The sequence below is a fragment of the Clostridium oceanicum genome (assembly GCF_039521385.1).
GTDB classification, from domain to species: Bacteria; Bacillota; Clostridia; order Clostridiales; family Clostridiaceae; genus Clostridium_F; species Clostridium_F oceanicum.
In genome coordinates, this window is record NZ_BAAACG010000010.1 from 462,369 (window position 1) to 479,567 (window position 17,199).

Here is a 17,199-nt window from a genome sequence, read left to right on the forward strand (position 1 = left end):
TTTTAATCCAAATATTTATTAATTTTAATATACATACTATTTTCTAAAAAATTTAACAATAGGTAAATTCATTAAATTATCTACTAATACTTTTTTACCTGCCTTATTTAAAATCTCTCCATAAGTTGGATATGGATGTATTACATTTGAAAGTTTTCCAAAATTGACTCCTAGAGTTTTAACTACTTGAACTTCTGAAATAATTTCTCCTGCCCTATCTCCTAGTATAGTACATCCTAAAACCTTACCTTTTTTATTTAAAATAAGTTTTAAAGATCCCTTAAAACCTTCTTTTGTTTTAGCTCTATCAATTTTGTCATAACTATATGTATAAACTCTAATTTGATCTTTATACTTTTCCCTAGCTTCTTTTTCAGTTATTCCAAGAGTTGCAAGTTCCGGCGAAGTAAAAGTAGTCCATACTACATTTGAGTAATCCATTTTTCTATCAAAAGGTAATATTGCATTTTGAGCAGCTTTTATTCCTTGAGCATTTGCCATATGAGAAAACATATAAGGGCCTACAACATCTCCCACTGCATAAACACCTTTACATGTAGTTTCTAAGTATTTATTAACTTCTATTCCTCTTTTATTATACTTAATCCCTACCTTTTCAAGATCTAAATCATTAATGTTAGGAACTCTTCCAAGGGCTACTAATATTTCATCTCCAATAATTTTTTCTACTCCATTAACTCCTTCTACCATAAGATTAACTTTTCCATCTTCTCTTAAAACCTTAACCGCTCTTGATGAAGTATATATTTTAACTCCTTCTTTTTCTAAATTTTCTTTAAGCATTGTAGATAGGTCTATATCTTCTTTTGGTAAAATAGTGTCTGCCATTTCAACTAAATTAACTTTAACCCCTAATCTATTCATAGCTTGGGATAGCTCAACTCCAATTGCACCACCACCTAATACAACAATACTTTCAGGTAGCTTTTCTAAATTAAAAATATTTTCATTTGTTAAAAACTCAACATCCTTTAAACCATCTATAGGAGGAATCATAGGAGAGGAACCGGTTGAAATAAATATTTTTTTAGCTTCAATAATTTCTCCATCTACTTCTAATAAATTTTTACTTTTAAAATTCCCTACTCCTCTTAAAAACTCTATACCATCTTTTTCTAAAACTTCTTCACTCTCACTTTTATATACATTTTCAATCACATTTCTAACATCTTTCATTACCTTTGATGTATCCACTTTAAAATCACTATACTTTTTAGCAATATGTATTTCATTTGCTTTATTAATCAAAGCTTTACTAGGAATACATCCAGCCCAAGTACATTCACCACCAGGCTTATTCTTATCTATTAATAACACAGATTTTCCAAATCCTTTAGCAGTATATGCAACTGTTAATCCCCCAGATCCCGCACCAATAATTGCTACATCTATTTTTTTCATATTAACCCTCCTAACTTTTAAATTTATAACTCTATATTGCTATTTCATAAAAACTAACTTTTTAATAACTTTTTATCTTAATCCTTTTATCCTAAAAAATTCTATATTTATTTTCTAATAAAATTTTAGAAAGCTTTATAACATTATTTATTTTAAAGCTTTTATACTATAAATCTTTATGATAAATCTATTCCTCTTTTAATATATCTTTCACCTAACAAAACATTATTATTTTAAAACTTCTAAACCATATTTATAAGATTTATTTTAATAAAACTAAATAATTGTTTACATCTTTTTTTCTTATTTATTTCTAAATTTCCTACTTAAACATATCTTTAATCCACATATATACTCTTAGAAACTTATTTTGTTTTATAGAATTAATATAATCATATAATATTATTATAACTTTTATTTGTCAATAATAATTTTCCATTAATCTTTATTATTGTTCATATTAAATATACCTATTTTAAATTATCAATCTATTCATTTAATAAATTTATAATTTCTACATAAAAGCAAAACATATATTACTAAAAAACTAATTTACCCCTATAGAATAGACATTAAAATTTCTATCCTATAGGGGCTTTTCTTTTGTATATATTCGCTACCTTTCTACACAATTCAAATCATAACCTATAAGTATTTAAAATAAACTTTAGATACCACTCCTTATTTTAAACACACCTATCCTTCGCTATTCTTTTCAACTACTATATATAAACCATGTTATATACTAATTTAAAAGCTTTACTATATATATAATGCCATTTTATAGTATATCCATGAAAAAATATATATTATACACATATATAATCCCATACATTTAAACATACATTAATAAAAACTTATAGTTTACTTCTCTATGTTTCAATTTTTGTGTCTCCACTTTCATCTTTAAATACAGAAATAAATATTAAAGATACTAAAAGTACAAATACTGCTGCTATTAAAACTGCCTTTTCAATTTCAATTATATCAAGAACTACTCCATATATAAGTGCACCTAAGGGCATTCCCCCTTTGCTAATCATACCAACTATAGAAAACACTCTAGACATATGCCCTTCTGGCGTTACCTTTTGTATCATAGTCTGAACTGGTATATTTATAAACATAATTGATGTATATAACAAAAATAATACTGAAGCAAGAAAAACAAAATATAGACTGCTACCACTTCCTAACCTCTCTATAATATTTTTAAATGTTAAGCTAGTGAAAGCAAAAACGCTAATTACCATTGTAAATATTCCAAATGTCATTAATCCTTTTAGTTTTTTACCTTTACTTAAAATTCCTACTAAAATGCTACCTATTAAAGCCCCTAAAAGTAAAATCATCTGAAGATACCCATACTGTGTGTCTGAATAATTAAGCTTAGTTCTAAAAAGGAGTGGCAATATAACACCAAATATAGGTTGTATAAACATAAATACCAATAAAAAATATAAACTTAGTCTATAAATCATAGGGTTATCTTTAATAAAAGATGCCCCATCTTTCATATCATGAAAAACAGCTGAAATATTTATGCCTTTTGATTTTTTCTTAAAATTATATTTTATCATCATTTCACTAGTAGTCGATATTAAAAAAGATATTCCATTTATTAAAAAAAGTACTGTAATTCCAAGTTCTGTATACAATAAAACTGATACGAGAGGAGCTACAAGTCCTGCTAATATTCTTAAAGTGGCTATAATAGAATTAGTTTTAGCAAGTTTTTCTTTCTCTACAAGTTCTGGAACCATTCCTTTAGTTGCAGGATCAAAAAATCCATACATCATACCTATAATAACCTGCATTGTAAATAAAAAAGCGATATGCATTTTATTAATAGAAGATACATATGCCAAAATAAGAACTGCTATAGCACTTATAAAATCTGCTGTCACCATTATTTTCTTTCTATTAAGTCTATCTCCAATAACTCCTGCAAAAGGATAAGTTAAAAGTATAGGAACCATATAAAAAAAAGAAAATAATCCTACTAATGTAGATGATCCACCAATGTCTATAATATAAAGAGGCATAATCATCATCTGGATACTAGAACCTATGTCTGATACAACTCTTCCAAGCAACAACAAAGTTAAATTTTTATTTATTTTTTTCATCATTAGCACCATCTTTCATAAAATTAAAATCAAAACTATGATTATAAAATTTATTTTTTATTCTAAAAGAAATAGATTGTGCTCTCCTTCTCATATATGCGTCCTTAAATAGACAACTTCTGTCTATATTCAGTATATATGTACCGACAAAAGTTGTCAACTATTATTCTAAAATTTAAAAATATATTTGAAAATTCAAATTTGTACTTAAAAAATTAAAAATACTTATATATTCATCTTTAGAACTTTAATATGCAATAAATCTTATCCTATGTGCTACTAAAAGTCCTAAATTATTAGTAGCTTTTGCTATAACTGAAATCATATACTAGTTATAAATTTTAAACTTTGAGCTCTTTATTTGTTTCAATAAACCTAAACTCAAATAAATAGACTGCAAACAAGTATTTACTTGTCTGCAGTCTAAATTAATTAAACTCATTTAGACACATAAAAAAAATAAATAAGCCAGTATGCTAGTCTATTTTGCAAATTACTTCTTCCTTAGAATCTACTAATAGCAAAACTATTAGCAGAACCCAATTCATTGTATTTTAGAAAATATTCGTCGCATCTTTGACTTATTATTTATTTTAATATGCCTTAATTAAATTCATATATATCTTTTTAATTGCTTCTTTATCATTTTTCTGAGGATTTAGTGTACTACATCCATGATTAATAGCATCCTCTGTCATATTGTCAATTGTTTCATCCGTTACATTTTCTAATTTTATTACTTCTTCTACATTAATATCTTTTAAAAGATCTCTTATTTTATTAATTAACATTTCTACACTTTCTTCTGGTGAGATGCCTTTTGTAGAGCTATCTATATAATTTAAAATTTCTTTAAATTTATCTTTAGATTTATCTTTATTATTAACAATGGTAGGAATCTGCAATAATCCAACAGATAGTCCATGAGGAACATTACAATGTCCTGATAAAGGACAGCCCATAGCATGTGCAAGAGCAGCTCCACAATGGCTCATAGAAGTTCCTGCAAGCATTGCTGCAAAAGCCATATTATTTCTTCCTTCAATGGTAGGGTTATTTACACATTGCTTCAAATTTTCAAAAACTAATTTAATAGCTTCTAAAGCTAATAAATCTGTAAATTTATTTTCTATATTAGAAATATAAGACTCAATAGCATGACCTAACACATCTAATCCAGTGTATGCAGTAACTTTAGATGGTAGTTTTTCCATAAAACTTGCATCAATAACTGCTATTTTAGGATATATAAGTTCAGAACTAATTGAATCCTTTATTTTATTATTTGTTATAACTGAATACTGAGATACTTCAGATCCAGTTCCTGATGTTGTAGGAATTGCAATTATAGGAATAGGCTGCTTTAAAATTTCTTTTTTCTCTTCTCCTCTTCCATCAAGATAATCATAGGAACTATTTCCATTTGAAGCTACAACAGATATCCCCTTTGCTGAATCAATAGAGCTTCCCCCTCCTACTGCAATGATTAAATCAACACTAGATTCTCTACAAAGTTTAGAAGCTCTATCTATTAATTCACATTTAGGATCTGGTTCAACTTCATCAAATACTATATAAGAAACATTATTTTCTTTTAGTGAACTTATAATAGGATCAACAATACCTAACTTTAATAATACTTTATCTGTAACTATCATGACTTTTTTACCATTAAGTTCTTTTATATATTTACAAATATTTTTTGATTTACCTACTCCAAATTCTATTTTAGTACTAAGTAAAAATGAAAATTGTGATATATTATTCATCTTTTCACCTCTTAAGTTTAATTTATAATTTTATTGTTTTTTATTTAATTTATCATTAAGTTCTTTTATAGATAAAAACTTATAATCTGCAACTATCTCAGATTCTTTATACATTTCTTCTGTAGTTTCCCCTGACATAACTAATATTGAAGTTATACCTGCATTTTTACCTACTGCTATATCTGTATATAATCTATCTCCAACCATAGCTAATTCTTCTTTTTTTAAATCATATTTTTCAATTATAGAATCAATTATATGCTTTTCTGGTTTTCCAATAACTAAAGGAGTTTTTCCTGTAGAACCTTCTATCATCTTAATCATTGCTCCTGTATCAGGCATAAACTTATTATCTTCTAAAGGACAGTTAAAATCAGGGTGAGTAGCAATATATTCTACTCCATCTCTTATAAAGTCACAAGCTATCCATAACTTCTCATAAGTTAATGTAGTATCAAATCCTAATACAACAAAATCTGGTTTTTCTTTTCTATCTTTTAGAATTTGAAATCCGCTTTTTATAAATTCTTCTTCCAAAAGTGGTGTACCAAGCAAAAATACTTTTGCACCAGGTTTTATTTTATTTAAATAAATTGTAGTAGCTTCTCCTGATGAAAACACCTCTTCTTCACTAACCTTTATTCCAAGTGATTCTAATTTTTCTTTATATGCCAATTTGTTTTTAGATGAATTATTTGTAAGGAACAAAAATTTTTTTCCTTGGTTTTTTATAGTTTCTATAAAGTCTAATGATCCATCAATTAACTTATCTCCTAAATATATAGTTCCATCCATATCTAACAAAAAGCATTTTATATTTTCAAGTTTCACTATACTTACCCCCAAACTATTTTTAATATTTCAATTTTATCTTTAGTAACTTCAAGCTCTATTTCTATAGAATCATCTACTCTTGTCCATTCTACTTTTTCATTTTTATAATAGTTTGTTATGCTTTTTATTTCTTTATCGCTATCTATATAAATTCTTACTTTCTTTTTCCCTTTAATAAAGAAAGAACTTTGTCTTTCAGGATTAACATAGTTTGTTACAATTATCATCTCTTCATTTCCATAGCTTAAACTATGAGTTTCTATTTCTCTTTGAATTCTATTTGTGTATTCTGTTTTTATACGTGGTTTAATTGACTTTTCTTTTAAAACATCATCAAGGACATCCCACATTAAGAATGAATTATTTTCAAGGTATGCTGCATCTGCATGAGTTCCAAAATATAAAGCTTTACCTTTTCCATAATTATTTACAGTAGCTACAGGAGTATCATCATAAAATCTTGCAAGAACTTTAAGATTTTTATTTAAAATTTGAAGTTTTTCTTTGTGCCAATAACAATCATAATTTTTGCCTTTATATGTTGCTTTATATTTTCCTTTTGACCAAACTTCCACTGCATTAACTCCAAAAACATTTTGAAGATTAAAACATGGTATTTTGTGATTATACCAACCATTTTTCCCAAGCATTCCACATCTAGCAGTACCTATTAATATGCCTCCATCTTCAACATATTTACTTAAGCCTTCCGCAGTTTCTTCTGTTATCAATGCCATAAACGGCATACATATTGCTTTATAATCTTTAGCATATCCATTTTCTAAATGCTCTGGAGTTATAAAATCAACATTAAATCCTTTTTCCCAAAACATTCTATAAGCAGCTCTTGTAGCTGTTTTTAAAAATTCTTCTTGTCCAACTCCATTAACTACAATAGAATTCTCTTTTGATGTTAAAATAGCAATATCGCCTTTTTCAGTTCTAGAATTTAATAAATATTCACTATTTTCATCAAGGAATTTACCAATTAAACTACATCCTACATTTCTATCTGTTTTGTTTCCATCTAAATCTACAATTCCACCCCAGTGAAGAGGTTGAAAATCCCATTCTCTCCATCCTTGGTAAAGCATAAATTTAGCATCATGTCCTAAACATTCAAAAGCATTTCTAACTAAATCATCACTATTTGTATTTCTATCTGGTCCAAGAATCCATCCATTAATAGGTCCACTTTCCAATTCATGAATCCAATATGGTTTTCCAAGAGGTTTTGATATGCTCTTTCCATGATCAAGGAACATAGACGTAAATTCAGGTCTTTTTACTAATTTATCTCCGCTTCCTGGGTATAAATCATATCCTATATAATCTACTTGTTTTGCCATCTCAAATTGATCAAGACCCATTAGTGTTCCAAATGCATCAAAAGATTTCATATAGAAAATATTTGTTGTTGTTGGATGATCTTTATCAACAGATTTTACAATATCATTTTGCCATTTTATAAAGTTTGTGAAATTATCCATCCAAAATAATCGCCAATCAAGCCATCTTGTAATAGAACTCCATGATGTTGGTTTAACATAAGCTGGCTCTACTTGATCCCAAGTTAAGCAGGGTGCATTTGTAGCACTCCATGTCCATGCATGATTTAAATTATCTAATGTTTTATACTTTTCTTTTATCCACATTCTAAAGTTTTTCTTAGAATGCTCACAATAACAGTATATGTCTAAGCCTCCATTTTCTATAGGCATAAAAGGAAATCCTACTTCATTATGAAGCTGATAAGAATCTAGCGCCGGGTGATCCTTATATCTTTCTATTAATGTTCTCATATATCTCTCTGCTTCTTTTAAATATCCTGGATTATCTATACAAGCCCAAGTATAGGACACGTTATTAGGATATTGCTTTCCAGTATTGCTTAATATATTTACATCTGGGTATTTTTCGTGAATCCAATAAGGTGGTGATGCTGTTCCTGTTCCTAAAAGAATTTTCATATCTAATTCTTCACATAAATCAAAGAATTCATCTAAAAATTCAAAATCAAATTTTCCTTCTTCTTTTTCTATTCTATCCCAAGTATTAAAAAGCTCTGCTGTTCTTACTATGTTAATACCTGATTCTTTCATTAAAAGTAAATCTCTTTTCCATTCTCTTTTATCATGGATTAAAGGATAATATCCTCCACCATAGGGATACTTATTCATTTTACTCATTTTATTCACCTCTTAAGTTTAAATAGGTTCTATTATTAAAATATTCATCTATTCTCAAATTTAAGTAACTTTTATCATTTAAATATTTATCCATTCTAAAGTTTAAATAACTTACTTATACTATTTGAACATTTATTCAGTATTAGTTTTACATAAATTATATTATTTAACATTAACACCTTCTAAAATCTAAATAGTTTATATTATTTAAATATCCATCTATTCTAAAGCATAAGTAGCTTCAATCATTTAAATATTCATCCATTCATAGATTTAACTAGGTTCTACTATGTCAATATTCATCCATTTACATAAAATTTCTAATTTATCTTTAATATCTTCCTGAACAATAGCATAATGATGTTCAATTCCATTTTTCACGATACAATTAAGTAAATCTTCATTTGATGAATCAAATTTAATATCCATTTGATTTCCAGTAACTTTTCTATCTTCTGTAACACTTTCTCCAGAAGCTACAAAGAATTTATATTTATCTTTATCCTCTTTTAACTTACACATGGAAACTCTTCCTTTTGTCATCTCAAACTCTGTTGACATACCTATACCATTTTTAATAGTAGGATGTTCTGTTAAAGATACCTCTTTATTTTTGCAAGCTAATTTGTAAGGTGCACATCCGCAGTGCCATAATTTTGCTGTTCCATTTTCATTTATATTAACTAAATCTGCAAAGAATATTGATTTTTCAGTTAATAAATTTTCTATATACATTGTTGTAAGTCCTGGAACATCACCTTCACAAGCTACCATTACACCTTCTGAATTTAATCTTGATAAAACTACACAGGGAGCAAAATTATATATTTCTTGCATTTCTGGCCAACATTTAATTGTAAAAGCATCTACATTGTTTTCTTTCATGAAATCTTTAATTACAAGATAAACTCTTGCTGATTTTTCTATAGCTTCATTTGTTGTTTTAATTTTAAATTGGCTTTTATATACATTAATTTCATTTTCAACACGCTCTTTATCTAAATTGGAAGCATCTTTTAAAAGTGATGCTATTGAATAATATATTATTTCTGGCCCAACTTCTTTTCTATATCTCATTTCATCTACACTAGACAAATAAAACCCTGGAGCTCTCCCTCCAATTATGCAAAATTTCGAATTTTCCAACTTCTTTTTAACTTGTAATGCTTTTATATTGTTTTTAACTTTATTTATAACTTTTTCATCTGAAGGTCTTCCAAAAACATAGTTAAATGGAATTTTAAGTTTATATAAAAAGCTAGTATACATATTAAATCCTGTCATGGAATTTATTGCAATATAGTTATACTCACCTGCCTTAGGCTCTGGAAAACCCCAAAGAAGAATTGGTATGTTTTTAAATTTTTCTGTTATCTTTATAATGTGATTTCCGTCAGCAAAAGTCCCATTTTGAATTATGATTAAATCTATATCTTCTAATTTCATTTCTTTTATAAAATTATCTGTATCTTCAATGTTTGTACTTACTTCATTACTATAAATTAAATTCAAATCTAGCTCTTTTAAAATATTTACTGTTTCATCTAGATTTTCCTTAGCTATATCAACTCTAAAATTAGGATATCCTACTGAAATTAATCCTACATTTAACTTCATATTCTTCCTCCTGACATACAAACTCTAATTTTTTCTTCTATTTTTTTCATCATAGATTGTCTTGCTTTTTCTATAGCACTCATCATATAAATATTCTTATTATTAGTTACTTCTAAAGCAAACTTTTTAGTAAATTCAAAATCAATTTCTGTGAAAAAATTTATTTTAGCTATTCCCTTTTTTATAGCCTTTTGTATATCTTCGTCAGGTATTCCACTTCCACCATGTAATACCATTGGAATATTTATATTTTTTCTTAGTCTTTCTAATCTTTCAAAATCAATCTTAGGATTTTCAGAATAAAATCCATGAGCATTTCCTATAGCTACTGCAAGAGCATCTATTTTTGTTTTACTTGCAAAATCTTTTGCAAGTTCAGGGTCCGTATAAATTTGATTATCAGCATCTACTGATTCTTCCCCTTCAGCTCCTCCTACTTTTCCAAGCTCTGCTTCTACTGTAATGCCTTTTTCTTTGCAATATTCTACTACTTTTATAGTACCTTTTTTATTGTCTTCATAAGATAGTTTTGAACCATCAAACATTACAGAAGTAACTCCTCCATTTACTGCTTTTATACATTCATCTACACTCATTGAGTGATCTTGGTGTATTGCACATCTTATACTAAATCTTTTTGAAAAAATCTTTATAATCTTAACTATTTCATCATAGCTTATATTTTGATTTTGTATTTGTATAGGAGCTATTTGTAATATTATTGGAGATTTCATTTCATAGGCTTTTTCTAAAACTGCCATTACTGTTTCCATATTGCTAACATTTATTGCTGGAACTGCATATCCTTTTTCATATGCATCTTTTAATAATTCTTTCATAGGTACAATACTCATTTTCACCCTCCAATTATGGTAATAGTTTTGGGAACCCTGGTGCATCTGTTTCTTTTGACCATAATAACTTTAATTCTTCATCTACTTTACAGAATGATAAAGCTATTCCTCCCATTTCTTGTGTAGTTACAAAGTTACCGATTCCAGGTTTATATACTTTTATATTTTTAGATTTTAAGTACTTTCTAACTTCATTAAAAAATATCAAAAGTTCCATATAAGTAGTTTGTCCACATCCATTTACTATTACAGCTAACTCGTCTCCATCACTATATGGTTTATCTTCAATTAATTTATCACACATAATTTTAGCTATATTTTTAGCTGTATCCATCTTCATATTACAAGCAGCTTCTTCACCATGTACTCCCATGCCTATTTCAATTTCGTCATCTGCTATTTCAAACATTTTTTGCCCTGTAATTGGTGATGTTCCAGGAACTGTAGCTACACTTAAAGATCTAGTATTATTTCTTACTTTTTCCGCCATCTTAACTACTTCTTCAAGGGAATGCTTTTCTTCAGCATAAGTTCCTGTTATTTTGTAATTAAATAAAGTCCCTACTGTACCTCTTCTTTCTTCTTCCTCTTCTTTTTTTGCTGAAGCTATATCATCATAAAGTATTACTCCTGCTACATTAAAATCATCATCTTCTGCCATATCTAATGCCATTTTAGAATTAATAACATCTCCTGCATGATTTGATATTAAAACAACTACTCCCTCTCCATTATCTGCTTCTTCAATTGCTTCTAATAAAGTATCTGGACCTGGCGCTGCAAAAATACCACCATAAGCATTGCAATCTAACATATTTTTTCCTACAAATCCTATACATGCTGGCTCATGTCCAGAGCCATTTCCTATTATTACTCCAACTTTGCCTTTTCCTTTTTTCGCTTTTCTAGCTATTACATTAGAACCTTCTACTTTTTTTAATCTATCACTATAGGCATTTACAAAACCTTCCATAGTATCATTAACTATATTGTCTGGTTCGTTTATAAATTTTTTCATAACCATCACTCCAAAATCCTAATTTTATTTATTAACGAAATCACATATTGTCTTAATTAAATAGTAAAAAGAAGTGGCGCCTGCATCTTGATGTCCTATTGATTTTTCTTGTAAAAATTTTGATCTACCTCTTTTAGCTATTAATGGAATAGTTGACTGAACTCCTTCCTTAGCTGCATTTTTAGCTAATTTTAAAGCCTCTTCTAATGACTTTTCTTCTTCTAATGATTTTTTTAAACTCTTAACAACAGGGTCAATAGAATCAACCATTGTTTTATCTCCAACTGTTGCTCCGCCTAATTCTTCTATTTTATTTTGAGCTCTTTGGAGTCCTTTAGAAAGTTCATTTAATCCTAAATTTTCTTTACCTTTAAGTTCTTTAGAAAGTTCTGTAAAAATGCTACCAAATAAAGGTCCTATTGCTCCTCCTAATTCTGAAATTAAAGCTCTACCAAATTTTTTAAAATACCCATTTACACTTTCATCTTCTAAACTTTCTATTTTTTCTGAAGCAACTTTAAAACCTCTTGCCATAGTAACTCCATGATCTCCATCTCCAATTACAGCATCATACTGTGATAGTTCTTCCATTTTATCTTGAAATACTAAATTTAATTTTATAAGGATTTCTTTGACTTGTTTATTATTTAATGTTTTCATAATTTATACCTCCTGTTTGTCCATTAGTTGTTTTATAAATTTAAATCCTAATTCTGCAACTTTATAATTACTTTCACCGGTTTTTCTCCAAATGGACACATCATTTCCAACTTGACAATTAGGCATTGTAAAATTTTCTAATGTAATCCATCTGTCATAATTTATTTCTTTTAAAGCCTTTTTAACTTCTCTCCAATTAATTTGTCCAGTTCCTGGAGTAGACCTATTATTTTCACAAAAATGAACATGGAATATATTTTTTCCACCTTTTAAAATAGCATCTTTTAAACTTTTTTCTTCTATATGACCATGAAAAGTATCAAAATGAATTTTGACATTGTTACTATCTATTTTCTTTAATATATCTAATCCTTCTTCTACTGTATTTATAAAAAATGTTTCATATCTATTTAATACTTCTAATGCAAGAGTCACACCTCTAACTTCAGCATAACTTGCTATTTCTCTTAAACTTTCTATACTAAAATTTATATTATCCTTAGCTTCTGCTCTTGATTTTTTCATCCCCCAAGGGGCATAAAGAACTCCTCCTAAGCAATCACTTTCAAGCTCATTACAAATATCTATACATTTTTTCAAATGCTTCATACCATTATCTCTTATATTTTTATCTATAGATGATATATCTTTTTCTATATTTAATCCTGTACCACAGGTACATAGCAAATTGTTTTCTTTTAATAACTTTTTTGATTTTTTAGAATCAAAATTATTAGCATCTATAATAGGTATTTCAACGCCATCATATCCTATTTTTGATGCAACACTAAAATATTGAAAAATATCTTCTTCCCAAGACTTTGTAAAAGTTGAAAGATGAATTCCTATTTTCACCTTTATCTCTCCTTTTATAATCTAAACCCAGCATAAACTTTAATGCCAGGTTCAGATTCAAATTTTAAAAATAATTTAATTCAACAAAATTACTAACTTTAACTCATTCCAAACAATTTCATAATATTTCTTACAATTACTGGCCATATAGAAAAATCGTTTCCACCAAAAGCCTGAACAAAATCTGATACTGTATTTTGTAAAAGTGGTATTGACATTGCTTCAAATACTATGAGTAGTGCTCCACATACAATACTAGCTATTATAACTCCTCGTCTTCCTCCTGTTGCATTTGCAAATACTGCTGCCGGTCCTACATCAAAGAAACAAGCAACTGTAAGAGGTATTACTGCACTTGTTATATTACCTGTTGATGCAAGAACAACTATAGCAATAATACTTGAAATCATACTAATTATAAAACCTACTAAAACTGAATTTGGAGCATATGGGAATATCATAGGACAATCAAGGGCCGGTATAGCATTAGGAATTAATTTGTCTGCAATTCCTTTAAATGCTGGAATAATTTCACCAAGCATCAATCTAACTCCAGTAAGAAGTACTGTAAGTCCAGCTCCAAAAGTTAAGCCTTGCATTATAGCATAAACTATTAAACTAGCTGAATCTGCATTAGCAGCTCCAAAGGCTTCAACTCTAACGCTATGTCCTACCATAAATCCAACAACTATATATACTATAAACATAACAAGTCCTGTTGTTATTGTTGTTTCTCTTAAAAATTCTAATGATTGAGGTATTTTAACATCTTCCATTGATTTCTCTTTATTTCCAAACCATTTTCCTAAAAGTGCACCTATTAAACTTAATCCAACTGTTGTATGCCCTATAGTAAAAGAATCATCACCGGTAACTTGCTTTACAAATGGTCTTATAAGCGCTGGTGTTACTATTATATAAAAGGATAATAACGCTGTTGCAAAAACTATTAATTTTGTACCAGATAAGGAACCTTCTATTCCAATAGCTACAAATAAAAATGCCATCCAAAAGAATACATGTCCTGTTAAAAATATATTTTTAAATCTTGTGAATTTTGCCACTATTAAATTTATAGCAAAAGCTAAAACCATTACTAGTCCTATAGTTGATCCATATTGACCAACAAAATTTGTAAACCCTATAGGTTTTACTGCATTAGTAGACGGTATTGCATATAACTTTGTAAATGCTTTTGATAAAGGATCAATTGAGGCTACAATAATATCTACTGCCTTCATTAAAACAATAACACCTATAATTGTTTTTGAAGTTCCTTTAACAACTTCGCTACCACTTTTTTTCTGAAATAATAAACCTACTAAAGCTACTATCCCCAAAAATAGTGGTGGTTGTCTAAAAATTTGGTTAACCAAGAAATTAAGAAATGACATACTACCCCTCCTCACCTAAATTTATATACTAATCTTCTATTAAGTTTTTAATTATTTCCATTCCTTTTTCTTCTATTTCTGATTTATTCATAAAATTGTTAATTTGAATAACTGGAACAGTTACTTTTGCTTTTAATTGAGAAAAAATTTCTTTTGAAGTAAAAATAATATCACACTGAGTTGAAGGTGCTGTTCCAACATCAGCAGTAAATACTTCTGCTTTTAATCCATTACTTTTTAAAACATCATCAATTTTCATTTTCAAAATCATACTACTTCCTACACCAAAACCACATACAGCCATTATCTTTAAGTTTTTCATTAAATATTCCTCCCTATTCTTTTATTTGTTCTTCATATTTGATTATATTTTTTAATACTAATTCTTTATCTTTTGAATTAGTAATAAACTCTATGTTCTCATCTTTTTCTAAAAATCTAGCCAAATCTTGAAGTGCTGACAAATGACCATTTTGATTTACTGAACCAAAGGCAAAAACAATAGATACTGGATCCTTTTCTCCACAATTAAATTCTATCGGCTTTTCTAATGTTATAAGACTCATGCATGGTTTTTTAACATCTTCGCATGGTCTTGCATGAGCAAATGCAACTCCTGGCATAATAACTATGTAGGGACCATATTTTTCAACAGCTTCAACCATAGCTTCAACATAATTCTTAGTTACCATAGCTGTATCAACAAGTAACCCTCCTGCTCTTCTTATACAATCTTTCCAATCTGTAGCTTTTACATTTAACTCAATATTATCTAAATTTAGTATATCTTTTAGCATTGGATCCAACTCCTTGTCATATTTTTTATTTGAATTTTTATTAAACTTAACTATATTGTCATTTTTATTAAAATACATAAATTTGTTTATTTGAGAAACCTTTAATATTTGACTTCTTATTATTTTCAAATCAGATTCATTTAAAAATGGACTTACTTTTAATATAGGAACTTTATCATTTTTAAAATCTACAGTAGATATTATAAATTGTACTTTATCAATGTATCTATCTATATCCTTTATTGAACACACTCCAACTATCTGTAGCTCTGGTAATAATTTTTTAAGTCGTATGCTTAAAAGCTGAGAAGTTCCTATACCACTTGTACATACTACTAAACACTTAACAAATTGAAATGAACTATGTTTTTTCTCAAATACTGCTCCTAGATGCATAGCTATATATCCAATTTCACTTTCTGGTATTTCAATTTTTAAATAATCTTCCATAACTTTTGAACACTTATAAGCGACTTGATAAACAAAAGGATATCTTAATTTCATTTCTTCTAATAAAGGATTGTCTATTCTCATATTATTTTTAAGTCTATACACCGCAGGTTTTAAATGTAACAAAAGAGCATTTTTAAATTGGCTATCTTCTTTTAAATTTAACCCCATACACTTTTCTGCAATTTCAATCATTTCATCATTAATTTTAAAAATCTCTTTTTCAATTTCTAAATTTTCACTCTCAATTGAATCTAAATTTTCAACTTCTTTATACAATTTAGACCCCATTAAGTGTAATGCTATATTTGCAATTTCATTTTCATTAAAATCAATTTTAAATGTCTCTTCAATTCTTCTTGATATATATGTGCCTATTAAATATTCTTTTTTATTCTTTAAATATTTTATTTTGCTTTCATCTATTTCCATTTTATTTTTCTTTGACATTCTTTTAATTGCAATCAAAATATGAATTGCAAGAGAAGCATAAGCATCATCAGCTAAATTTATATCCATATACTTCATAGCTTCATCTAAAATTTTAAATATAATTTTAATATCTTCAAAATCTATTATTTTTAAGTTTTCAGATAAATAGCTTATAATCTTTAACTGATATTTTGTTTTTTCTCCTATAAACTCAAGTAAATAATTTGTATTCAAAACTTCATTGATAATATTTACTATTATTTTGCGTATAGCATTTTCATTTCCCTTTAAATAAAGACCTTTTTTATTTTTATATTCAATTGTTATACTATATTTTTCCAAGTTTTTTTCTAAATTTTTTATATCTCCACTACAGGTTTTTTTACTTATTAAAAGTTCCTTTGCTATATCTTCTATTTTTACTTTTTCTTCATTGTACAATTTTAAAAAAATTATCTTTTGTCTTTCCTCTTTAGATAAAATTCTGTTATATGGATTCAATCCTCTTAATTTTTTTTCTAAATTTTTAGCTTCTAAATTAGATTCTATTTTTATACCTTTATTAGGTTTTCTTATTAAATCCATATTATTTTCTTTTAACCAATAACTAATTTTATCTAAATCATATCGTATAGTTCTAGAACTAACAGAAAACTTTTCAGAAAGTTCTTTTATATTTATATAATCATCTAAATGCATTAGTTCTTTGACAATTTTAGACTGTCTTTTTGATAATGGATACATATTTCTTGTTCCTCCATTCAAAGCACCTTGTATTT

The 17,199-nt window shown here is 27.6% G+C and carries 13 protein-coding genes; all 13 read right to left on the reverse strand.

The window, feature by feature from the left end:
• Positions 1-36 precede the first annotated feature (36 nt).
• Positions 37-1,422, reverse strand: a complete 1,386-nt coding sequence (locus tag ABDZ71_RS12580) for a dihydrolipoyl dehydrogenase family protein (protein WP_343762006.1) — start codon at positions 1,420-1,422, stop codon at positions 37-39.
• 872 nt (positions 1,423-2,294) lie between these two features.
• Positions 2,295-3,551, reverse strand: coding sequence for an MFS transporter (locus ABDZ71_RS12585; protein ID WP_343762007.1), 1,257 nt, complete (start codon positions 3,549-3,551; stop codon positions 2,295-2,297).
• Between the two features lie 593 nt (positions 3,552-4,144).
• Positions 4,145-5,320, reverse strand: coding sequence for an iron-containing alcohol dehydrogenase (locus ABDZ71_RS12590; RefSeq protein ID WP_343762008.1), 1,176 nt, complete (start codon positions 5,318-5,320; stop codon positions 4,145-4,147).
• A 30-nt stretch (positions 5,321-5,350) separates the two neighbouring features.
• The gene (locus ABDZ71_RS12595; protein WP_343762009.1) at positions 5,351-6,151 is read right to left on the reverse strand and encodes an HAD-IIA family hydrolase; all 801 of its coding nucleotides are present in this window, start codon (positions 6,149-6,151) and stop codon (positions 5,351-5,353) included.
• A gap of 5 nt (positions 6,152-6,156) precedes the next feature.
• Entirely contained in the window at positions 6,157-8,343 is a 2,187-nt protein-coding gene (locus ABDZ71_RS12600) for a beta-galactosidase (protein ID WP_343762010.1), read from the reverse strand.
• A gap of 273 nt (positions 8,344-8,616) precedes the next feature.
• Positions 8,617-9,960 carry an L-fucose/L-arabinose isomerase family protein gene (locus ABDZ71_RS12605; RefSeq protein WP_343762011.1) on the reverse strand — a complete coding sequence of 448 codons (1,344 nt, stop codon included), beginning with the start codon at positions 9,958-9,960 and terminating at the stop codon, positions 8,617-8,619.
• Positions 9,957-10,814 carry a class II fructose-bisphosphate aldolase gene (locus ABDZ71_RS12610; protein ID WP_343762012.1) on the reverse strand — a complete coding sequence of 286 codons (858 nt, stop codon included), beginning with the start codon at positions 10,812-10,814 and terminating at the stop codon, positions 9,957-9,959. The genes ABDZ71_RS12605 and ABDZ71_RS12610 overlap by 4 nt, the downstream gene beginning before the upstream one ends.
• 13 nt (positions 10,815-10,827) lie before the next feature.
• Positions 10,828-11,832 carry a dihydroxyacetone kinase subunit DhaK gene (locus ABDZ71_RS12615; RefSeq protein WP_343762013.1) on the reverse strand — a complete coding sequence of 335 codons (1,005 nt, stop codon included), beginning with the start codon at positions 11,830-11,832 and terminating at the stop codon, positions 10,828-10,830.
• 24 nt (positions 11,833-11,856) lie between these two features.
• On the reverse strand, positions 11,857-12,492 hold the full coding sequence (dhaL, locus tag ABDZ71_RS12620) for a dihydroxyacetone kinase subunit DhaL (RefSeq protein ID WP_343762014.1): 636 nt from the start codon (positions 12,490-12,492) through the stop codon (positions 11,857-11,859).
• A gap of 3 nt (positions 12,493-12,495) precedes the next feature.
• Positions 12,496-13,347 (reverse strand): sugar phosphate isomerase/epimerase family protein, encoded by an 852-nt coding sequence (locus ABDZ71_RS12625; RefSeq protein WP_343762015.1) that lies wholly within the window; start codon positions 13,345-13,347, stop codon positions 12,496-12,498.
• Between the two features lie 98 nt (positions 13,348-13,445).
• Positions 13,446-14,741: a PTS ascorbate transporter subunit IIC gene (gene ulaA, locus ABDZ71_RS12630; RefSeq protein ID WP_343762016.1), complete on the reverse strand. Its 1,296-nt coding sequence runs from the start codon at positions 14,739-14,741 to the stop codon at positions 13,446-13,448.
• 28 nt (positions 14,742-14,769) lie between these two features.
• Positions 14,770-15,063 (reverse strand): PTS sugar transporter subunit IIB, encoded by a 294-nt coding sequence (locus ABDZ71_RS12635; protein WP_343762018.1) that lies wholly within the window; start codon positions 15,061-15,063, stop codon positions 14,770-14,772.
• A gap of 13 nt (positions 15,064-15,076) precedes the next feature.
• On the reverse strand, positions 15,077-17,164 hold the full coding sequence (locus ABDZ71_RS12640) for a BglG family transcription antiterminator (protein WP_343762019.1): 2,088 nt from the start codon (positions 17,162-17,164) through the stop codon (positions 15,077-15,079).
• Between the last annotated feature and the right edge of the window lie 35 nt (positions 17,165-17,199).

Excerpts from the sequence above, each read along its gene's own strand:
- ABDZ71_RS12580 (WP_343762006.1), bottom strand. The coding sequence starts at position 1,422 with ATGAAAAAAATAGATGTAGCAATTATTGGTGCGGGATCTGGGGGATTA.
- ABDZ71_RS12585 (WP_343762007.1), bottom strand. The coding sequence starts at position 3,551 with ATGAAAAAAATAAATAAAAATTTAACTTTGTTGTTGCTTGGAAGAGTT.
- ABDZ71_RS12590 (WP_343762008.1), bottom strand. The coding sequence starts at position 5,320 with ATGAATAATATATCACAATTTTCATTTTTACTTAGTACTAAAATAGAA.
- ABDZ71_RS12600 (WP_343762010.1), bottom strand. The coding sequence starts at position 8,343 with ATGAGTAAAATGAATAAGTATCCCTATGGTGGAGGATATTATCCTTTA.
- ABDZ71_RS12605 (WP_343762011.1), bottom strand. The coding sequence starts at position 9,960 with ATGAAGTTAAATGTAGGATTAATTTCAGTAGGATATCCTAATTTTAGA.
- ABDZ71_RS12610 (WP_343762012.1), bottom strand. The coding sequence starts at position 10,814 with ATGAGTATTGTACCTATGAAAGAATTATTAAAAGATGCATATGAAAAA.
- ABDZ71_RS12615 (WP_343762013.1), bottom strand. The coding sequence starts at position 11,832 with ATGAAAAAATTTATAAACGAACCAGACAATATAGTTAATGATACTATG.
- dhaL (WP_343762014.1), bottom strand. The coding sequence starts at position 12,492 with ATGAAAACATTAAATAATAAACAAGTCAAAGAAATCCTTATAAAATTA.
- ulaA (WP_343762016.1), bottom strand. The coding sequence starts at position 14,741 with ATGTCATTTCTTAATTTCTTGGTTAACCAAATTTTTAGACAACCACCA.
- ABDZ71_RS12635 (WP_343762018.1), bottom strand. The coding sequence starts at position 15,063 with ATGAAAAACTTAAAGATAATGGCTGTATGTGGTTTTGGTGTAGGAAGT.
- ABDZ71_RS12640 (WP_343762019.1), bottom strand. The coding sequence starts at position 17,164 with ATGTATCCATTATCAAAAAGACAGTCTAAAATTGTCAAAGAACTAATG.